Genomic DNA, 15,449 nt, shown 5'->3' with positions numbered 1-15,449 from the left:
GCAGGATCGAGACCCCGGGAGCGCGTGACGTGCGCCATCCTGGAGCGCAACGGGAGGGAGCGCGCGGTGGATCGGGTGATCGGGTGGGGCACGCTCGCCGTCGTCGTGATCGTGGTGGTGGGGATGCTCAGCCTGCTGCAGACGACCACCTGCGTCGACGCCGTTCCCGGGCTGGGGACGAGTTCCTGCACCACTGAGCCGCTGCTCGGTGTCGCGGGCACGTGGATCGCCGTGGTCGTCGGTGCGCTCGTGGTCGCCCTGTGCGTCTGGCGGATCGTCCGGACGCCGGAGCACCGTCGGTGACCGGGACCGACACCGCCCGGGGACGGCGCCCCTGGACGATGATCGCCGTCGTCGTGCTCGTCGCGTGGGCGTTCGTGACCGCGCTGCTGTTCCCGGTGGCGTGGTCCGAGGAGCACGAGGGACCCGGCGACCAGGTGTGGCGGACCTCGACGAGCGCCCTCGGCGTGCCGCTGTGGCCCGAGTGGGACGTGCTGGTCTGGCTCGTCGCACTCGTGCTGGTGCCGGTGGTCGTCGTCGGTCTCGCGTTCCTGCTCGGCCGCCGACGACCGCACACCGCGACCGTCAGTCCGTCGCCGGGTGGCCCTGCCCACTGAGGTGCGCCCGGAGCACGTCACGGACACTGGTCCACTGCTGCACGCCGTACCGGTCGTTGTCGACGTGGCGTAGCTGCGCCTGCCCGCTGAACATGCTCACGAAGTACTGCATCCCCTGCCACGCCGGGAAGGGCTCGTCGCCGTCACGTGACAGCCGTCTGCCGACCGCGCTCATCGCCGACAGCGTCCCCGTCGTCCCGGCCCACTGCAGCCGGAACCGCTCCCCCGTCAGGTCGCTCACGGTCCGGGCGACGTCCCGCGCCGACAGCTGGTCGCCCGCCATCTCGACGACCCGCGGAGCATCGTCGTCCAGGGCGGCGAGCGCCGTGACCCGGGCGACGTCGTCCTTGGTGGTGAAGTCGAGCACCTGGTCCGCCGACGACCAGAAGAGCACGAGCCGGCGGCCGAACAGGATCATCGGGGCGTCACCGGTGAGCAGGTCCGTGAACATGCCGGTCAGGATCGACGTCGCCTGCACGGGGGCGGCGTCGACGTCGGCCGCGAACTCGCGGCGGAGTTCGAAGTTGCGGTTGGTCCCGGGCGCGATCCGCCGGTAGTCCGCCGAGTAGTCGGACGGGATGAACCGTCGCACGCCCGCTGCGACCGTCGCCGCGAGCAGGGCACGCTGCGCGTCGACGATGACCGGTCGGGTCCCGCTGACGGCGGAGACGACGACGTCGGACCCGGCGACGGCCCTGGTCAGCCCGTCGTGGTCGTCGTAGGCGGCCGTGACGACCTGGACCCGGGGATCGGCGCCGAAGCGCTCGGCGGCGGTCGTGCTGCCCGGTCGGGTGAGGACCCGGACGGTGACGTCGTGGTGGGTGAGCTCGCGGACGATGCGGTGTCCGAGGTCACCGGTGGCGCCGGCGACGAGGATGGTGCTGGTCATGGGCTGAGCCTCACTCTGTGGTGGTCGACGTGGTCGTCGCGGTGCGCCGTCGGGATCGCTCCGGGACGGCGAGGGGGTGGTGGAACGCGGGGTCGGACGCATCCGCTCCGGGGGCGGTGAGCCCGGCGGTCAGGGCGACCCGGGCCAGCAGGTGGCGCAGGGTCGCCTGCTCGTCGTCGTCGAGGTGTCGCATGAGCTCGCCCTCGGCGTCGCGCAGGGCCGTCCGGGCCTGGTCGAGCAGGCTCCGCCCGGACCGGGTCGGGTGCACCTGCCGCACGCGGCGGTCGGTCGGGGCCGGTCGGCGCTCCACGAGACCGCCGGCCTCGAGTGCGTCGACGACGTAGGTCATCTGGGTCTTGTCGATCCCCAGTCGCCGCGCGAGCTCGAGCTGTGACGACGGTTGCTCGGTGGTGACCGCGACGAGCACCTGGTAGCCGCGAGGACCGCCCGGCACGCTCGCGACCGCCACGCTCCCCAGTCGGGTGAAGCCCTGGAGCGCCAGGGGAAGCGCCCATCCCAGTTCGGTCTCGATGCCCTGCGCGCCCCAGTCGATCTCGGGGAGCGCGTCGGCCGGCGTGGAACTGTCCATGACGGAGACGGTACCGGAACAAGATCGTCTTGTGCAAAGATCATCTTGACCACAGACGATGACGACCACGAGGACACCATGCCGGACAGCGCACCCATCACACCGTTCACCCTCGACGTCCCGCAGCGGGAACTCGACGACCTCCGACGCCGACTGCTGGCGACCCGCTGGCCCGATGCCGAGACCGTCGACGACACGTCGCAGGGCCCGCGGCTCGAGAAGGTCCGGGCGCTCGTCGAGCACTGGGCGACGGACCACGACTGGCGCCGGACCGAGGCGCTGCTGAACGACTGGGGCCAGTACACGACCGAGATCGACGGGCTCGACGTCCACTTCCTGCACGTCCGGTCCGCCGTCCCCGGAGCCCGTCCCCTGCTGCTCACCCACGGGTGGCCCGGCTCCGTGCTGGAGTTCCGACACGTGATCGGCCCGCTGACCGACCCGGAGGCGCACGGCGGCGACCCTGCGGACGCCTTCCACCTCGTGATCCCGAGCCTGCCCGGCTTCGGGTTCTCCGGCAAGCCCAGGACGACCGGGTGGAACCTGTCCCGCACCGCGGCGGCGTGGTCCGTGCTGATGTCGCGGCTCGGTTACACGCGCTGGTTCGCCCAGGGCGGCGACCTCGGTGCCACCGTCACCGCGGAGCTCGCCGCGCGCCAGGCCACCGAGGACATCGGCCTGGCCGGGATCCACCTCAACATGGCGCTCTTCATGCCGACCGACGACGAGGCCCGGAACGCCTCGCCCGACGAGCAGGTCATGCTGCAGGAGACCGGGTACTACTGGCAGCAGCTGTCCGCCTACTCGCAGCAGATGGCGACCCGCCCGCAGACCATCGGGTACTCGCTGGCGGACTCCCCCGTCGGGTTGGCGTCGTGGATCTACGCCATGTTCCAGGACGTCGGCGGATCGCACGACGAGCACGGCGACGTGGAGCGGCTCTTCTCGCTCGACGAGGTCATCGACGACGTCATGCTCTACTGGCTGCCGAACACCGCGGCGTCCGCAGCGCGGATGTACTGGGAGGCGAGCCGCACCGGCTGGGCCAACCCCGGAACCGTCGAGGAACCGCTCACCGTGCCGGTCGGCCTGAGCGTCATGCCGGGCGAGTACGTCCGTCGCTCACGCCGCTGGGCCGAGCGGCGCTACGCCGACCTGGTGTTCTTCAACCAGGTCGCGCGCGGCGGGCACTTCGCCGTGCTCGAGCAGCCGGACCTGCTGGTGGCCGACATCCGGGCCACGTTCCGGGCGGTCCGCTGACGCCGTGGTCGCGACCCCGTGACGGACGGGAGGCGCGGTGCCAGCCGGCGCGCGCCTCCCCGTCCGTCACGGGGAGCGTCCCGCAGCCGCCCGTTACGCTGTCCCCGTGTCAGAGCAGCGCCGCAGTCCGGGGAACCAGACTTCACTCCGTGAAGCCAACCGGGGCCGGGTCGTCAGCGCGGTCAAGCGACACGGTGGGCTGACGCAGGTCGAGTTGGCGGGCGTGACCGGCCTGTCCCCCGCCACGGTGTCGAACATCGTCAAGGAACTCGTCGCCACCGGGGCCCTGCACGCGACACCGAGCACCTCGAGCGGGCGCCGAGCACTCCGCGTGACCCTGCCGCACGGCCTCGGACTCGTCGCCGGCGTGCACGTCTCGCCCCGTCACCTGCGGCTGGCGCTGTCCGACCTGAACGGGTCGGTGCTGGCCGAACGCCACATGCCCCTGGCCCGCGACCACCGCGCGGACGCCGAGCTCGACAAGACCGCGCTGCTCGTGCTGGACATGGCCGAGTCGATCGAGTCGTCGATGGACGAGGTGCTCTCGGTCGGCCTCGCCGTCGCCGCTCCGATCGACGCGCGCACCGGGATGACCGCCCGGGGCGGGATCCTGCGCGGCTGGGACGGCATCGCCCTCGGGCAGTCGCTCTCCCGCCGACTCGACAAGCCCGTGCAGGTCGACAACTCCGCCAACCTCGCCGCGCTCGCCGAGCACCGCAGCGGAGCCGCGCGCGGCCGGGACACCGTGGTCACGCTGGACGTCGGCAACGGCATCGGCGCGGGGCTCGTGCTGGACGGGCGACTCTTCCGGGGCCACCACGGCACCGCCGGCGAGTTCGGCCACACGCCGGTGCTGCCGAACGGGCCGCTGTGCCGGTGCGGCAACCGCGGGTGCCTCGAGGCGGTGGCCGGAGCCCCGGCCGTGCTCGAGGGGGTCCGCGACCAGGTCGGCACCCTGAAGCTGGCGGACCTGATCCTCCGCGCGATGGGCGGCGACCAGGCGTGCATGCGGGCCGTCGCCGACGCCGGACGGGCGATCGGGACGGCCGCGGTCGGGCTCTGCAACGTCCTCGACCCGGAACGCGTCGTCGTGACGGGCGAGTTCGCGCGGGCCGGCGAGCTGCTGCTCGGGCCGATGCGGCACGCGCTGGAGTCGTCGCTCATCGTCGACGTCGACCGCACGCCCGACGTGGTGCAGGGGCAGCTCGGCGAGAAGGCGTCGGTCACGGGCGCACTCGCCGTGGCGATCGAGGCGGTCGACGTCATGCGCGCGCGCTGACCGGCAGTCGCGCCGATCCCTTCGTGCCGTGCACGGACAGATAACGTTTTCGTCACGTCGCGCGGTCCTTGTGTTCAACTCTTGCAGCCAAGAACGCACGCTGGCACACTCAGGGCACCGCCGATGGGGGCGGTCCACTGTTGGAGGACGTTTCAATGAAGAAATCCACCACACGAGCGATGCTGGGCGTCAGCGCCCTGCTGCTCGCGATCACCACCCTGGCGGGCTGTTCCAACGGTGCCGATGCCGGCACCGACTCCGGCTCCGGCGGCGGCGGAGACGCGTCGAAGGCCAAGATCGGCCTGCTCCTGCCCGACTCCGTCACCGCCCGCTACGCCAGCGCCGACCGCCCGCTCTTCACCGCCGAGGTGAAGAAGCAGTGCAGCGGCTGCTCCGTCATCTACGCGAACGCCGACGGCGACGCCTCGAAGCAGCTGCAGCAGGCCCAGTCGATGCTCACGCAGGGCGTCAAGGTCCTGGTCCTCGACCCGTTCGACGGCGAGGCCGCCGCGTCCATCGTGCAGCAGGCCAAGGCCAAGAAGGTGCCGGTCATCTCGTACGACCGGCTCATCAACAGCCCGGACCTGAGCTACTACATCTCGTTCGACAACGAGAAGGTCGGGGAGCTGCAGGGGCAGGCGCTGGTCGACGCCCTCAAGGCCGAGAAGGTGCCGGAGGGCTCGGGCATCATCATGGTGAACGGCTCCCCGACCGACAACAACGCCTCGCAGTTCAAGAAGGGCGCCCACTCGGTCATCGACGACAGCGGGTACGAGGTGCTCGCCGAGTACGACACCCCCGGCTGGGACCCCGCCAAGGCCCAGGACTGGGCGGCCGGCCAGATCAGCAAGCTCGGCAAGGAGAAGATCGCCGGCGTCTACGCGGCGAACGACGACACCGGCGGCGGTGTCATCGCGGCCCTGAAGTCGGCCGGCGTCACCGACCTCCCGCCCGTCACCGGACAGGACGCCTCCCTCGCGGGCATCCAGCGGATCCTCGCCGGCGAGCAGTACATGACCGTCTACAAGGCGTTCAAGCCGGAGGCCGAGCAGGCCGCCGACCTCGCGATCCAGTTCGCGAAGGGCGAGACGCCGAAGGGCGACACGACCGTCGACACCGCCGGCGGCGCCAGCGTCCAGTCGACGTTGCTCGACCCGGTCGCCGTCACCACCGACAACGTGCAGTCGACCGTGGTCGCGGACGGCCTGTACGAGGTGTCGAAGATCTGCACCACGCAGTACAAGGCAGCCTGCGACAGCGCCGGCATCAAGTAGGTCCGACCCCCTGCCCGCCCGGTCCGAGCGCGGACCGGGCGGGCCTCACCGATCGAGGACGACACCGTGAGCACGACACCCGTGAGCAACGCGTCACCAGCAGCACACCCCTCCGCCGACCCGGTGATGTCCCTGCGCGGGATCACCAAGCGCTTCGGCGCCGTCCAGGCCCTGACCGACATCGACTTCGACGTGTACCCGGGTGAGGTGGTCGCCATCGTCGGCGACAACGGCGCGGGCAAGTCGACGTTCGTCAAGATCCTCGCCGGGGTCTACACGCCCGACGGCGGCACGATCACCTTCGGCGGCGACGAGGTCACCGTCCCGAACCCCGCGGCAGCCCAGTCCCTCGGCATCGCCACGGTCTTCCAGGACCTCGCCCTCGCCGACAACCTCGACGTGGTCTCGAACCTGTACTTCGGCCGCGAGATCGCGCACCCCTTCCTCGACGAAGAGGAGATGGAGCGCCGCTCGTGGGAGCTCCTGCAGCAGCTCGCCGCCCGGATCCCGTCCGTGCGGATCCCCATCGCATCGCTCTCCGGCGGCCAGCGGCAGACCGTCGCGATCGCCCGGTCACTGATCGGCGACCCGCAGGTGGTCATCCTCGACGAGCCCACCGCCGCACTCGGGGTCGCCCAGACCGCCGAGGTCCTCAACCTCGTCGAACGGCTGCGCGAGCGGGGCCTGGGCGTCGTGCTCATCAGCCACAACCTCGCGGACGTGCAGGCCGTCGCCGACCGGGTCGCGGTGCTGCGACTCGGACGCAACAACGGCACGTTCCGCATCGACGACGTCTCCTACGAGGAGATCATCGCGGCGATCACCGGCGCCACCGACAACGCCGTCACCCGTCGCGCCGCCGCCCGCACCGAGCAGGAGACCAGCGCATGAGCAAGACCGACGAGACCCTCACCGCGGCGACCCCGACCCCCTCGGCGGCGGACCTGCAGGACGAGCGGCTGCTGCGTGACCAAGGACTCGGCGGCGCCGCGAAGGCCTTCGTCCGACGGGTCCGCGGCGGCGACATCGGGTCGCTGCCGGTGGTCGTCGGGCTCATCGTCATCTGGGCGGTGTTCCAGGCGCTCTCCCCCGACTTCCTGTCCCCGGGCAACCTGGTCAACCTGGCCCTGCAGTGCGCCGCGGTCGGCACCATCGCGATCGGCATCGTGCTCGTCCTGCTGCTCGGCGAGATCGACCTGTCCGTCGGCAGCGTCAGCGGGCTCTCCGCCGCGATCCTCGGCCAGGGTCTCACCACGCTCGGCTGGCCGCTCTGGCTCGTCCTCGTCGTCGCCCTGGCCGTCGGTGCCGCCGCCGGGCTGCTCTACGGGCTGCTGTTCACGCGCTTCGGTGTGCCGAGCTTCGTCATCACGCTCGCCGGACTGCTCGGGTTCCTCGGCCTGCAGCTGCTCATCCTCGGACCGAACGGCTCCATCAACCTGCCGTACGACTCGCCGATCGTGCAGTTCGCATCGGCTTCGTACCTGCCGCCGTGGCTCGCGTACCTGCTCGCCGCTCTTGCCGCCGGCGGACTGTTCTTCACCGAGGTCCGTCGCGCCGCCCGCCGCCGACGCGCCGGACTGTCGACCGGTGCGATGTCCCTGACCATCGTGAAGTCCGTCGCCCTGTTCCTCGGACTCGCCCTGATGGTCTGGTACCTGTCCCGCGACTTCGGGACCGGCTCGTCGTTCGTGTTCTTCATCGTGCTCGTGGTGCTCATGAACTTCGTGCTCAAGCGCACCCGGTGGGGTCGCTCGGTGTTCGCGGTCGGCGGCAACGTCGAGGCCGCCCGCCGATCCGGCATCCGGGTCAACCGCATCTACATCTCGGTGTTCATGCTGACCTCGCTGTTCGCGACCGTCGGCGGCATCCTCGCGGCCGCCCGCCTCAACTCGGCGAGCCTGTCCTCCGGCGCCGGCGACACGAACCTCAACGCCATCGCCGCCGCCGTCATCGGTGGGACCAGCCTGTTCGGCGGACGCGGCAGCGCGTGGTCGGCGCTGCTGGGCATCATCGTGATCCAGTCGATCTCGAACGGGCTCACCCTGCTCAGCCTGGACTCGTCGATCCGCTACATGATCACCGGTGCGGTCCTGCTGCTCGCCGTCATCATCGACTCGCTCTCGCGTCGGAGCCGCGCCAGTCACGGCGCGGCCTGAGCGGGGCTGTCGGCGGAGGCACCGCTCGTCGCCGACTGCGCGAACGGTCTCGGGGACGGCGCGGGTGTCGCGCGGGCCGAGCCGATCGGCCGACGAGACGACAGCGGCAGGGTGCTTCGTGCGCCGCGCTCACACCTCGCGCTCGTCGGCGGACCCCGAGCTGCGCAGCGGCGCCGACGCCTTCTGTCGGCGCTGCAGGATCAGCGTCCCGGCTCCTTGCCCGATGGTCGCGACCCCGCTGACCCCGACCGCGACGGCGACGACGACTCGTCCGACCGACACGTCTCCGGACAGCAACGGCGCGGACGCCAGCCCGAGGAAGATCACACCCATCACGATGACGACGACGGGGTTCGTCGCGATGAAGAACCGGCGTCCTCCGTTCGCTTCCGCGGTGGCACGGTCACGCGCCTCGGACACGGCGTCTGGCGACCGACCTGCGCGCTCCTCACGTCGACGTTGACGCGCACGCAAGACCAGCCACACGGCGACCCCCACGGCTGCACACGCCGGGAATGCGATCCACTCGGCGATCTGCAGCAGGCCGGAGATGAACAAGCCGACGGCCGCAGCCGCGATGCCGGCGACCATCGCCGTCGTCGTTCGATCCGTCCGCCCGTCGACGCCCGTCACGAACCCGGGCCTTCGCGCGTACGGGTCGTGTTCGGTCGATGGTTCCCCGACCTGGTTCTTCTTCATGAGAGCGAAGCTACTGAGGGCACCTCGTGAAGCAGTCCCATGCTCGACGAGAGCTGCGGCCTGCGGTCCCGGTAGCTGATCGTGCGCCGGCCAGCGCCGGCCAGCGCCGGCCAGCGCCGACCAGCGCCGTCTCGTTGGCCGATCCGCTACCGGACGCGACGCCCCCGCTCTCCGAAGGACAGTCAGCGCTTGCGGCGAAGAAACATCGTGACCCCGACAGCGACGATCGCCACGACCAGGAGGACGAACGCCCACAGAGGAATCGTCGCGCCCGAGTTCGGATTGACAGCAGCGAGCAGCACGACCGCGGTGACGACAAGGGCGTTCATGTGTCTGAGCGTAGAGGCCAACCACTGTCTGGGCGGCCGATCGCTCACCGGTCGGGCGGGCGTGACGTGTGTCGGTGCTCCGTCTTCTCGTACTTGCTCCAGTAGCGGGCGAGTGCCGCTTGACCCGGCCGGGCCGTGGTGAACATGACCAGAGCCCACCCGGCGAAGATGACGAGGAACGCCACCAGACGGTCGAGCCTGCTGTCCGAGTGGGCCATCACCACGAAGCCGATGATGACGACCAGCGCACCCAGTGTCACGAGTACGACACGTCGAGGGGTCATGCGTGCGAACCTATCGTTTCGGCCGAGGCCTCTCCAGGCCGGCCTCACCAGCCGGCAGCGGTGCACCGCGCCAGCGGGTGACGGCCGGGTCTGGAGGGACGGTGCCAGCTGGCACCGGGCCTCCCGTCCGTCAGCGGCCGGTTCCCGGCCCCGGGCAGTGGCGGAGGACACGTCGAGGCGGTAGCGTCTGGCATCGAATCCCCGGTGGTGCAGAATCGTGTCGCACCCGGATCGAACACCCTTGGAGCCATGGCAACGCAGCGCTGAGTCGACGTCCCCGCGTCGACCCCTCCGGCACGTGAGCACTTCGCTCACGGTTCTCTGCTTGCCCGCGCGCCCGGAACCCGGACGCGCGACGACTCCCGGGATCTCCTCGATGCTCTTCACTCCTGCCCGCCTGCGGGCCTCGCTCTCGACGCTCGGCGAACACCGTTTCGTCACGTTCCCCGTCCTCATCGACACGATCGGTGCCGGACTCACCCTCCCGCTCACGATCGTCTACTTCACACTCACCACCGACGTACCACTCGCGGTGATCGGCGTCCTCTCGACGATCGGTTCCCTGGTCGCGCTGCCCGTCGGGCTCCTCGGTGGTGTCCTCACCGACCGGTTCGGCGCGAAGGCGTCGATGATCGTCAACAACCTGATGTCCGCTGCCGGGTTCGCGCTCTACCTCGTCGCGCACGAACCCGCGGTGATCTTCGCGGCGATCTTCCTGGCCAACGCATCCGAGCGGCTCTACTGGACGTCGTGGACGGCGTACGTGCACGACCTCGCCGCCGGACGCCCCTTCGAGCGGTGGTTCGCGTTCCTCGAGGCGACGAAGGCCGCCGCGCTCGGTGCCGGGGCCGTGGTCGCCGCGGTCACGCTCGCGCAGGGGCAGGACGGGCTCCGCTGGCTCATCCTGGCGAACGTCGTCACCAGCGTCGCCGCCGCGATCGTGTTCGCGACGCAACGGAGCGGGCAGCGGCGCACGAACAGCTCGGACACGGTCGATCGGTCAGCGTCCTCCGACGGCTCCCTGCGCGAGTTCGTCGCTGATCGGTCGATGCGTCTGATCACGCTCGGGCAGTTCCTGATCGGACCCGCCATGGTGCTGCCGAACGTCGCCTTCAGCGTGCTCTTCGTGCAGCGGTGGAACCTGCCGCCCGCGGTGGCACCCCTGCAGTTCGCCATCGCGACGGGGCTCTGTGCCGTCCTGCAGACGACGGTGACGAAACACGTCGCCGGTCTCCGGCGTGACCGGCTCATCGGCATCGGCGCCGTGCTGACCGCGGCCACGGCAGCGCCGCTCGTGTTCCTGCCGCCCCTGCACGGAACCCTGGCCTGGGTGTCCGTCGTCCTGGTCGCCGTCCTGCTCGCGGTGGCGGACATGGTGTACCTGCCCGCGGCGAACGCCGTCATGGCCGAGGCACCACACCCTCGGGTGAGAGGACGGGCGATCGGGGTGTTCCAGACGGCGGGCTCCGTCGGGATGGCGCTCTTCCCCCTCACCCTGGGCCTGCTCGACTCACCGACGCCGTGGGTGCTGTGGGTCCTCACCGCCGGAGTGTTCACCACCGCGGCCTGGGTGTGGCGTGCGGCGCTGCGGAGCCTGCCGGAACGGGTGCGGATCGCGTCGACGGCCGACCTCGACGCGTGAGTGGATCCGTACCGGGTCGTCCACGGACGGCTCGGTACGGGCGCCCTCGGTCAACGGTGGTGCGTCAGACCGCCGGAGCGGGTTCCCGCTCGAGCGCGGCCAGGACCCGGCCGCGGCGATGCCCCTCGACGACCGTCAGGACCGTCATGAGCGCCGCGACGCAGCCGAGCAGCACCAGGAGCAGCCATCGCGGACCACCGAACTCGGCCATCGAGTAGCCGCCGAGCCCTGACAGGCTCGACGACAAGCCGACCAGCATCGGGATCGAGTTCCGAGTGGACCGACGCTGCCACTCGAGCAGTGCACGCACCAACGGCGCGGTGTCCGGTGTGACCGGTGCCCGTCCTCCGACCTGTCGTCCGACGAGCTTGCGGTCGGTCGCCACGAGTGCCGCGAGGGGCTGCTCGGGCGTCTCGACGACGTAGGGCACCAGCGTGTGGCGGCGCCGAGCGCGCACCCAGACCGTCACGGCCACGACCGCTCCGGCGACGGCGAGGAGGAACCAGACCAGCGTGTCGGGCCGGAACGCGGCAGGAGCAGTGGCTGCCACCCAGACGACCGACAGCCCCGCGAAACCCGCCTGCTGCGACATGACCACCACGGTCGGTCCGTGCTCGGCCAGGTACTCGGCGCGACGTGTCGCCTCGGCGAGGTCGCCCGGGTTCACCACCCCGGCACCTCGACCCGGACCGAGCTGATCCGTCCTGCACGCGTCGTCGCCGTGACGGCCGGGTCGTAGCTGTCGGCGGTCGCCAGGTAGAGCGTCCGCCCGTCCTCGCCACCGAGCGCGCAGTCGATCGCGCAGTCGCCGGGTGCGTCGATGCGATCCGTCACCTCGCCACCCTCGAGGACCCGGAGGAACTCCCCCGTGTCGACGGAGCAGACCCAGATCCCGCCGTCTCGGTCGACCGTGCTGCCGTCCGGGGTCACACCGCCGGGCAGTGCCGCCCACTCACGTCGGCCCGTCAGTGAGCCGTCGTCCTCGATGTCGAACGCCGTGAGCCGACCGCCCCAGGTCTCGCTGACCACCAGGGTCCGGGTGCCGGGCAGGATGTTGGCGCTGTTCGGGAACACCAGGCCCTCGGCTGCCAGGCGGACGGAGCCGTCGGTGTCGATCACCCAGAGCGGTCCGGGTCGCAGCTCCTCACCCGCGTACAGGTCGTACCCGAAGGCCCCGATGTACGTGCGACCGGTCGCCTCGTCCACGACCAGGTCGTTCACGAGGGACGACTCGACGGTGGACAGGTTGGCGAACACCGAGGAACGGCCGTCCGCATCGACGGCGACGACCGTGCGGGACTCCATCGAGCTGACGATCAGACGCCCGTCGGCGAGCCACCCGAGGCCGGACGACTGCCCGTCGACGGTGGCCTCGAGCCGCGGGCCGTCGGTCGCGGCGGGGTCGACCGAGAACACCTCGCCGGTGTGCATGTCCGAGTACCAGAGCCGCCCGTCGTGCCAGCGGTTGCCCTCCGGGAAGCGGATGCCGGAGATGACGATGTCGGTCGCGGAGTCCAGGGTGATGTGCACGGGCCCAGCCTGCCAGCGGGACCGTGCCGCTGCCCGGACGGATGCGGTGGCGGCGGCCTAGGGTCGTCGCATGCCCGGTCGTCACCTCATCCACCACCTGGGCGTCTTCGCCGGCGACTTCGCCGCGAGCGCCGCGTTCTACACCGCCGCCCTCGCACCCCTCGGCATCGGAGCGGGCCACCGCACCGACTCCGTCGCCGAGTTCTGGCAGCACGGGGACGACACCCCGAGCGTCTCGCTCGAGACCGCCCGGACCCCGGAGGCGGTGACGCGCGGACTCCACCTGGCGTTCGAGGCCGGCTCGCGGAGCGAGGTCGACGCCTTCCACCGCGAAGCCGTCGCCGCCGGAGGGGTGTCGCGTCACGAGCCGCGGTACTGGCCGGAGTACGGCGCCTACGCCGCGTTCGTGTCCGACCCGGACGGCAACAACGTGGAGGCGCTGGTCAAGGAGCCCCGGCCCTGAGCCACGCATCTGGCACGATCGACGCATGCCCCTCGACGGAACGCCCCTGCAACGCCTCGGTTTCCTGACGATCGGGTCGTTCGACCCCGCGCGACCGTCCGAGGGCCACGAGGACACGCTGCGGGTGATCGAGCGCGCCGAGGCCCTCGGCTTCGACAGCGCCTGGCTGCGCCACCGGCACCTACAGCACGGCATCTCGTCCCCCGTGGCCGTGATGGCCGCGGCCTCGCAGCGCACGACCCGCATCGAGCTCGGCACCGCCGTCACGCCGATCGGGGCGGAGAACCCGTTCCGCCTCGCCGAGGACCTCAGCACGGTCGACGTGCTCCTGGGCGGCCGCCTGCACCCCGGCTTCTCGGTCGGCACCCCGATGCACTTCGACCTGTACCGCGACGCGATCTACCCCGACACCGCGGAGCACGAGGACCTCGGCAACGAACGGCTCCTGCGCTTCCGCAACCTCGTCCGCGGCGACGCCGTGACCGACCCCGTCGAGCGTCGCGGGATCGAGGAGTTCGCCCGCACCGTCCAGCCGCACAGCCCGGGGCTGGTCGACCGCCTCTGGTACGGCACCGGCAGCACGAAGTCGGCCGTCTGGGCGGGCGAGAACGGCTTCCACCTGCTGACCTCGAGCGTCACGCGGAGCGAGCACGGCACTGACTTCGCCACGAACCAGCGCGCGCAGATCGACGCCTACCTCGACGCGCACCCCGACCGCGCGGCGGCACGTGTCTCGCAGGGCCTGGTGGTCATCCCGACCGACACCGCGACGCGCGAGCAGCAGGAGCGGTACCGCGCCTACGTCGACAGCCGCTCCGGCCGCGTCGGCGTCCCGACGGGTCCCGCCGGCATGCTCTTCGCCGCCGACCTGGTGGGCACGTCCGTCGAGATCGCCGACCGCCTGCGAGCGGACGTCGGCTACCAGGCGGTGACCGAGGTCGCCTTCGCGCTCCCGTTCTCGTTCGAGCCGGACGACTACGCGCAGATCATCACCGACATGGCGGAGCGGCTCGGCCCGGAGCTGGGGTGGTCGCCTGCGACGGTTCCCGTCGCGTGAACGCGGCAGCAGGACTGCCGCAGCGCCGCAACGCCGTGGACGCGACCAGGGCAGCGGACTGGAGGCGCGGTGCCAGCTGGCACCGCGCCTCCAGGCACGGCCGTCACCCCGCTGGCGCGGTGCGCCGGTACCGGCTGGTGGAACCCACCGAGTCAGGAGCACGAGCGTGACCGCTGCGAACCGAGCCTTGCTCGTCGACCCCGGGAACGGCGACGTCACCGCGGAACTGGGCCGACGCTACGAAGGCGACTCCCTGGTGGAGTGGGCCAGCGTCACGAAGACCGTGACCGCTGCTGCCGTCCTCGTCACCCTGGCCGACCGCGGCATCCCCCGGACGACGCCCGCCCGGGAACTGCTGCCCGATGTCCCGCGTCACGCCGAGTACACCGTCGAGGACCTCGTCCGGCACCGCTCGGGACTCCCCCGCGTGCACGCCGGCATGTCCGCCGGGATCGTCGGCGACCCCTACGCCGGGCTGACCGACGCCGACGTGACGGGGGCCCTGCAGCAGCCGGCACCGGCGCCCGGTGATCGCGAGTACTCGAACCTGGGCTACGCCGTGCTGGGTCGGTTGCTCGAGCACGTGACGCAGGAGCACTGGTTCAGCGTCGCCGAGCGCACGGTCCTGCTGCCGCTCGGCATCAGCAGCGGCACCCTCGACCCTCCACCCGAGCGCCGTGCGTCGCTCAGGTCGTGGCTCGGTCGGCCCCGCGAACCGTGGAGCATCGGTTCCGGACCGTACGCGCCGGCGGGCGGCATCTGGTCGACCATGCCCGACCTGCTGCGGCTCGGCACGGGCATAGACCGGATCGAACCCGGGTTCCTGGCGTGGGACCACCGCGACGGGATGACCTGGCACAGCGGCCAGTCGCGGGACGCGGGGGTGTGTCTGCTCCGACGGGGCACCGTCACCGTGGCGGCACACACCCTGGGGTCGGTGCCCGGCGCGGCCGACCGGCTCGCCGTCCAGCGTGTACAGGGCACCGGAGCCGCAGCGTGACCGGCGGCACGAGGGCCGCCGACGTCCTGCATGCGTCCATAGAGGACTCCCGGCAGAGTCGGTTGCGGCGCCTGGGCCGGACCGTGTCCGCGCTTGCGCTGGCGGCGATGGGCGGGGCGGGCGAGGACTTCCTGCCGAGCTTCGACCTGGTCGTGCGCCGCCGCGACGACGGCGCCGAGGTGCTGCGCACGCGCGCGGGCGAAGCCGACCAGGCGGAGCGCCTCCTGGCGACGGTGGAACGGGACCTCGACCAGAAGGACGTCACGGCCTTCGTCAGCGAGTGGCGGGTGATCGACCGCTAGGGCGCCGCTCGGCCGAGTGGGAGCGGCGCGACCGTCGATTCGATGCTCGTGGACCAGACCTCGACGGACTGACCGACCG

19 protein-coding genes are annotated in these 15,449 nt (G+C 71.4%); 12 read left to right on the top strand and 7 right to left on the bottom strand.

Translation table 11 applies throughout. From position 1 onward, the window contains the following. Positions 1-66 precede the first annotated feature (66 nt). Positions 67-303, top strand: a complete 237-nt coding sequence (locus tag LEL83_RS02905) for a hypothetical protein (RefSeq protein WP_225557687.1) — start codon at positions 67-69, stop codon at positions 301-303. Further along, entirely contained in the window at positions 300-617 is a 318-nt protein-coding gene (locus LEL83_RS02900; protein WP_225557686.1) for a hypothetical protein, read from the top strand. The genes LEL83_RS02905 and LEL83_RS02900 overlap by 4 nt, the downstream gene beginning before the upstream one ends. On the opposite strand, the gene LEL83_RS02895 is transcribed toward LEL83_RS02900, so the two are convergent. Together LEL83_RS02895 and LEL83_RS02890 are read right to left on the bottom strand one after the other, a co-directional pair. After that, on the bottom strand, positions 586-1,506 hold the full coding sequence (locus LEL83_RS02895) for an NmrA family NAD(P)-binding protein (RefSeq protein WP_225557685.1): 921 nt from the start codon (positions 1,504-1,506) through the stop codon (positions 586-588). The two genes, LEL83_RS02900 and LEL83_RS02895, sit on opposite strands and share 32 nt — an antisense overlap. Before the next feature lie 10 nt (positions 1,507-1,516). After that, a complete protein-coding gene (locus LEL83_RS02890) occupies positions 1,517-2,095 on the bottom strand; it encodes a MarR family winged helix-turn-helix transcriptional regulator (RefSeq protein ID WP_225557684.1) in 579 nt (192 codons plus the stop codon). A 45-nt stretch (positions 2,096-2,140) separates the two neighbouring features. Between LEL83_RS02890 and LEL83_RS02885 the strand changes: the two genes are divergently transcribed. The 5 genes from LEL83_RS02885 (at position 2,141) to LEL83_RS02865 (ending at position 8,064) form a co-directional block, all read left to right on the top strand. Further along, complete coding sequence (locus LEL83_RS02885; RefSeq protein ID WP_225557683.1) at positions 2,141-3,355, top strand: epoxide hydrolase family protein; 1,215 nt, start codon at positions 2,141-2,143, stop codon at positions 3,353-3,355. Between the two features lie 106 nt (positions 3,356-3,461). After that, positions 3,462-4,634 carry an ROK family transcriptional regulator gene (locus LEL83_RS02880; RefSeq protein WP_198658161.1) on the top strand — a complete coding sequence of 391 codons (1,173 nt, stop codon included), beginning with the start codon at positions 3,462-3,464 and terminating at the stop codon, positions 4,632-4,634. Positions 4,635-4,789: 155 nt separating this feature from the next. Beyond that, positions 4,790-5,908, top strand: coding sequence for a sugar ABC transporter substrate-binding protein (locus LEL83_RS02875; protein ID WP_198658160.1), 1,119 nt, complete (start codon positions 4,790-4,792; stop codon positions 5,906-5,908). A gap of 126 nt (positions 5,909-6,034) precedes the next feature. Further along, positions 6,035-6,799: an ATP-binding cassette domain-containing protein gene (locus LEL83_RS02870; RefSeq protein ID WP_225557739.1), complete on the top strand. Its 765-nt coding sequence runs from the start codon at positions 6,035-6,037 to the stop codon at positions 6,797-6,799. Beyond that, positions 6,796-8,064, top strand: coding sequence for a sugar ABC transporter permease (locus LEL83_RS02865; protein WP_225557682.1), 1,269 nt, complete (start codon positions 6,796-6,798; stop codon positions 8,062-8,064). The genes LEL83_RS02870 and LEL83_RS02865 overlap by 4 nt, the downstream gene beginning before the upstream one ends. 129 nt (positions 8,065-8,193) lie before the next feature. On the opposite strand, the gene LEL83_RS02860 is transcribed toward LEL83_RS02865, so the two are convergent. The 3 genes from LEL83_RS02860 to LEL83_RS02850 all read right to left on the bottom strand — a co-directional run bounded on the left by LEL83_RS02860 (position 8,194) and on the right by LEL83_RS02850 (position 9,376). Then, a complete protein-coding gene (locus LEL83_RS02860) occupies positions 8,194-8,763 on the bottom strand; it encodes a hypothetical protein (RefSeq protein WP_225557681.1) in 570 nt (189 codons plus the stop codon). A 182-nt stretch (positions 8,764-8,945) separates the two neighbouring features. Then, positions 8,946-9,092 carry a hypothetical protein gene (locus tag LEL83_RS02855; RefSeq protein WP_225557680.1) on the bottom strand — a complete coding sequence of 49 codons (147 nt, stop codon included), beginning with the start codon at positions 9,090-9,092 and terminating at the stop codon, positions 8,946-8,948. A gap of 44 nt (positions 9,093-9,136) precedes the next feature. Further along, the gene (locus tag LEL83_RS02850) at positions 9,137-9,376 is read right to left on the bottom strand and encodes a hypothetical protein (protein ID WP_225557679.1); all 240 of its coding nucleotides are present in this window, start codon (positions 9,374-9,376) and stop codon (positions 9,137-9,139) included. 376 nt (positions 9,377-9,752) lie between these two features. Between LEL83_RS02850 and LEL83_RS02845 the strand changes: the two genes are divergently transcribed. Next, entirely contained in the window at positions 9,753-11,018 is a 1,266-nt protein-coding gene (locus LEL83_RS02845) for an MFS transporter (RefSeq protein WP_225557678.1), read from the top strand. A gap of 64 nt (positions 11,019-11,082) precedes the next feature. Here the strand turns inward: LEL83_RS02845 and LEL83_RS02840 are convergent, their stop codons facing one another. After that, positions 11,083-11,685: a hypothetical protein gene (locus LEL83_RS02840; RefSeq protein ID WP_225557677.1), complete on the bottom strand. Its 603-nt coding sequence runs from the start codon at positions 11,683-11,685 to the stop codon at positions 11,083-11,085. Beyond that, positions 11,682-12,548: an SMP-30/gluconolactonase/LRE family protein gene (locus tag LEL83_RS02835; RefSeq protein ID WP_225557676.1), complete on the bottom strand. Its 867-nt coding sequence runs from the start codon at positions 12,546-12,548 to the stop codon at positions 11,682-11,684. The genes LEL83_RS02840 and LEL83_RS02835 overlap by 4 nt, the downstream gene beginning before the upstream one ends. Positions 12,549-12,618: 70 nt before the next feature. On the opposite strand from LEL83_RS02835, the gene LEL83_RS02830 reads away from it, so the two are divergent. The 4 genes from LEL83_RS02830 to LEL83_RS02815 all read left to right on the top strand — a co-directional run bounded on the left by LEL83_RS02830 (position 12,619) and on the right by LEL83_RS02815 (position 15,370). Next, positions 12,619-13,011, top strand: a complete 393-nt coding sequence (locus LEL83_RS02830; RefSeq protein WP_225557675.1) for a VOC family protein — start codon at positions 12,619-12,621, stop codon at positions 13,009-13,011. Positions 13,012-13,036: 25 nt separating this feature from the next. Then, positions 13,037-14,068 (top strand): LLM class flavin-dependent oxidoreductase, encoded by a 1,032-nt coding sequence (locus LEL83_RS02825; RefSeq protein ID WP_225557674.1) that lies wholly within the window; start codon positions 13,037-13,039, stop codon positions 14,066-14,068. A gap of 166 nt (positions 14,069-14,234) precedes the next feature. Next, a complete protein-coding gene (locus LEL83_RS02820) occupies positions 14,235-15,068 on the top strand; it encodes a serine hydrolase domain-containing protein (protein WP_225557673.1) in 834 nt (277 codons plus the stop codon). A gap of 83 nt (positions 15,069-15,151) precedes the next feature. Beyond that, positions 15,152-15,370 (top strand): hypothetical protein, encoded by a 219-nt coding sequence (locus LEL83_RS02815; protein ID WP_225557672.1) that lies wholly within the window; start codon positions 15,152-15,154, stop codon positions 15,368-15,370. The last annotated feature ends 79 nt before the right edge of the window (positions 15,371-15,449 follow it).

Source organism: Curtobacterium oceanosedimentum (genome assembly GCF_020297365.1).
GTDB lineage: Bacteria > Actinomycetota > Actinomycetes > Actinomycetales > Microbacteriaceae > Curtobacterium.
Note: the sequence above shows the minus strand (reverse complement) of the source record. Positions and strands in the feature narration are given on the sequence as shown.

What these genes read in the sequence shown, in the direction of transcription:
- LEL83_RS02825 (WP_225557674.1), top strand. Translation starts at nt 13,037, where the DNA reads ATGCCCCTCGACGGAACGCCCCTGCAACGCCTCGGTTTCCTGACGATC.
- LEL83_RS02830 (WP_225557675.1), top strand. Translation starts at nt 12,619, where the DNA reads ATGCCCGGTCGTCACCTCATCCACCACCTGGGCGTCTTCGCCGGCGAC.
- LEL83_RS02895 (WP_225557685.1), bottom strand. Translation starts at nt 1,506, where the DNA reads ATGACCAGCACCATCCTCGTCGCCGGCGCCACCGGTGACCTCGGACAC.
- LEL83_RS02850 (WP_225557679.1), bottom strand. Translation starts at nt 9,376, where the DNA reads ATGACCCCTCGACGTGTCGTACTCGTGACACTGGGTGCGCTGGTCGTC.
- LEL83_RS02875 (WP_198658160.1), top strand. Translation starts at nt 4,790, where the DNA reads ATGAAGAAATCCACCACACGAGCGATGCTGGGCGTCAGCGCCCTGCTG.
- LEL83_RS02890 (WP_225557684.1), bottom strand. Translation starts at nt 2,095, where the DNA reads ATGGACAGTTCCACGCCGGCCGACGCGCTCCCCGAGATCGACTGGGGC.
- LEL83_RS02845 (WP_225557678.1), top strand. Translation starts at nt 9,753, where the DNA reads ATGCTCTTCACTCCTGCCCGCCTGCGGGCCTCGCTCTCGACGCTCGGC.
- LEL83_RS02870 (WP_225557739.1), top strand. Translation starts at nt 6,035, where the DNA reads ATGTCCCTGCGCGGGATCACCAAGCGCTTCGGCGCCGTCCAGGCCCTG.
- LEL83_RS02860 (WP_225557681.1), bottom strand. Translation starts at nt 8,763, where the DNA reads ATGAAGAAGAACCAGGTCGGGGAACCATCGACCGAACACGACCCGTAC.
- LEL83_RS02855 (WP_225557680.1), bottom strand. Translation starts at nt 9,092, where the DNA reads ATGAACGCCCTTGTCGTCACCGCGGTCGTGCTGCTCGCTGCTGTCAAT.
- LEL83_RS02865 (WP_225557682.1), top strand. Translation starts at nt 6,796, where the DNA reads ATGAGCAAGACCGACGAGACCCTCACCGCGGCGACCCCGACCCCCTCG.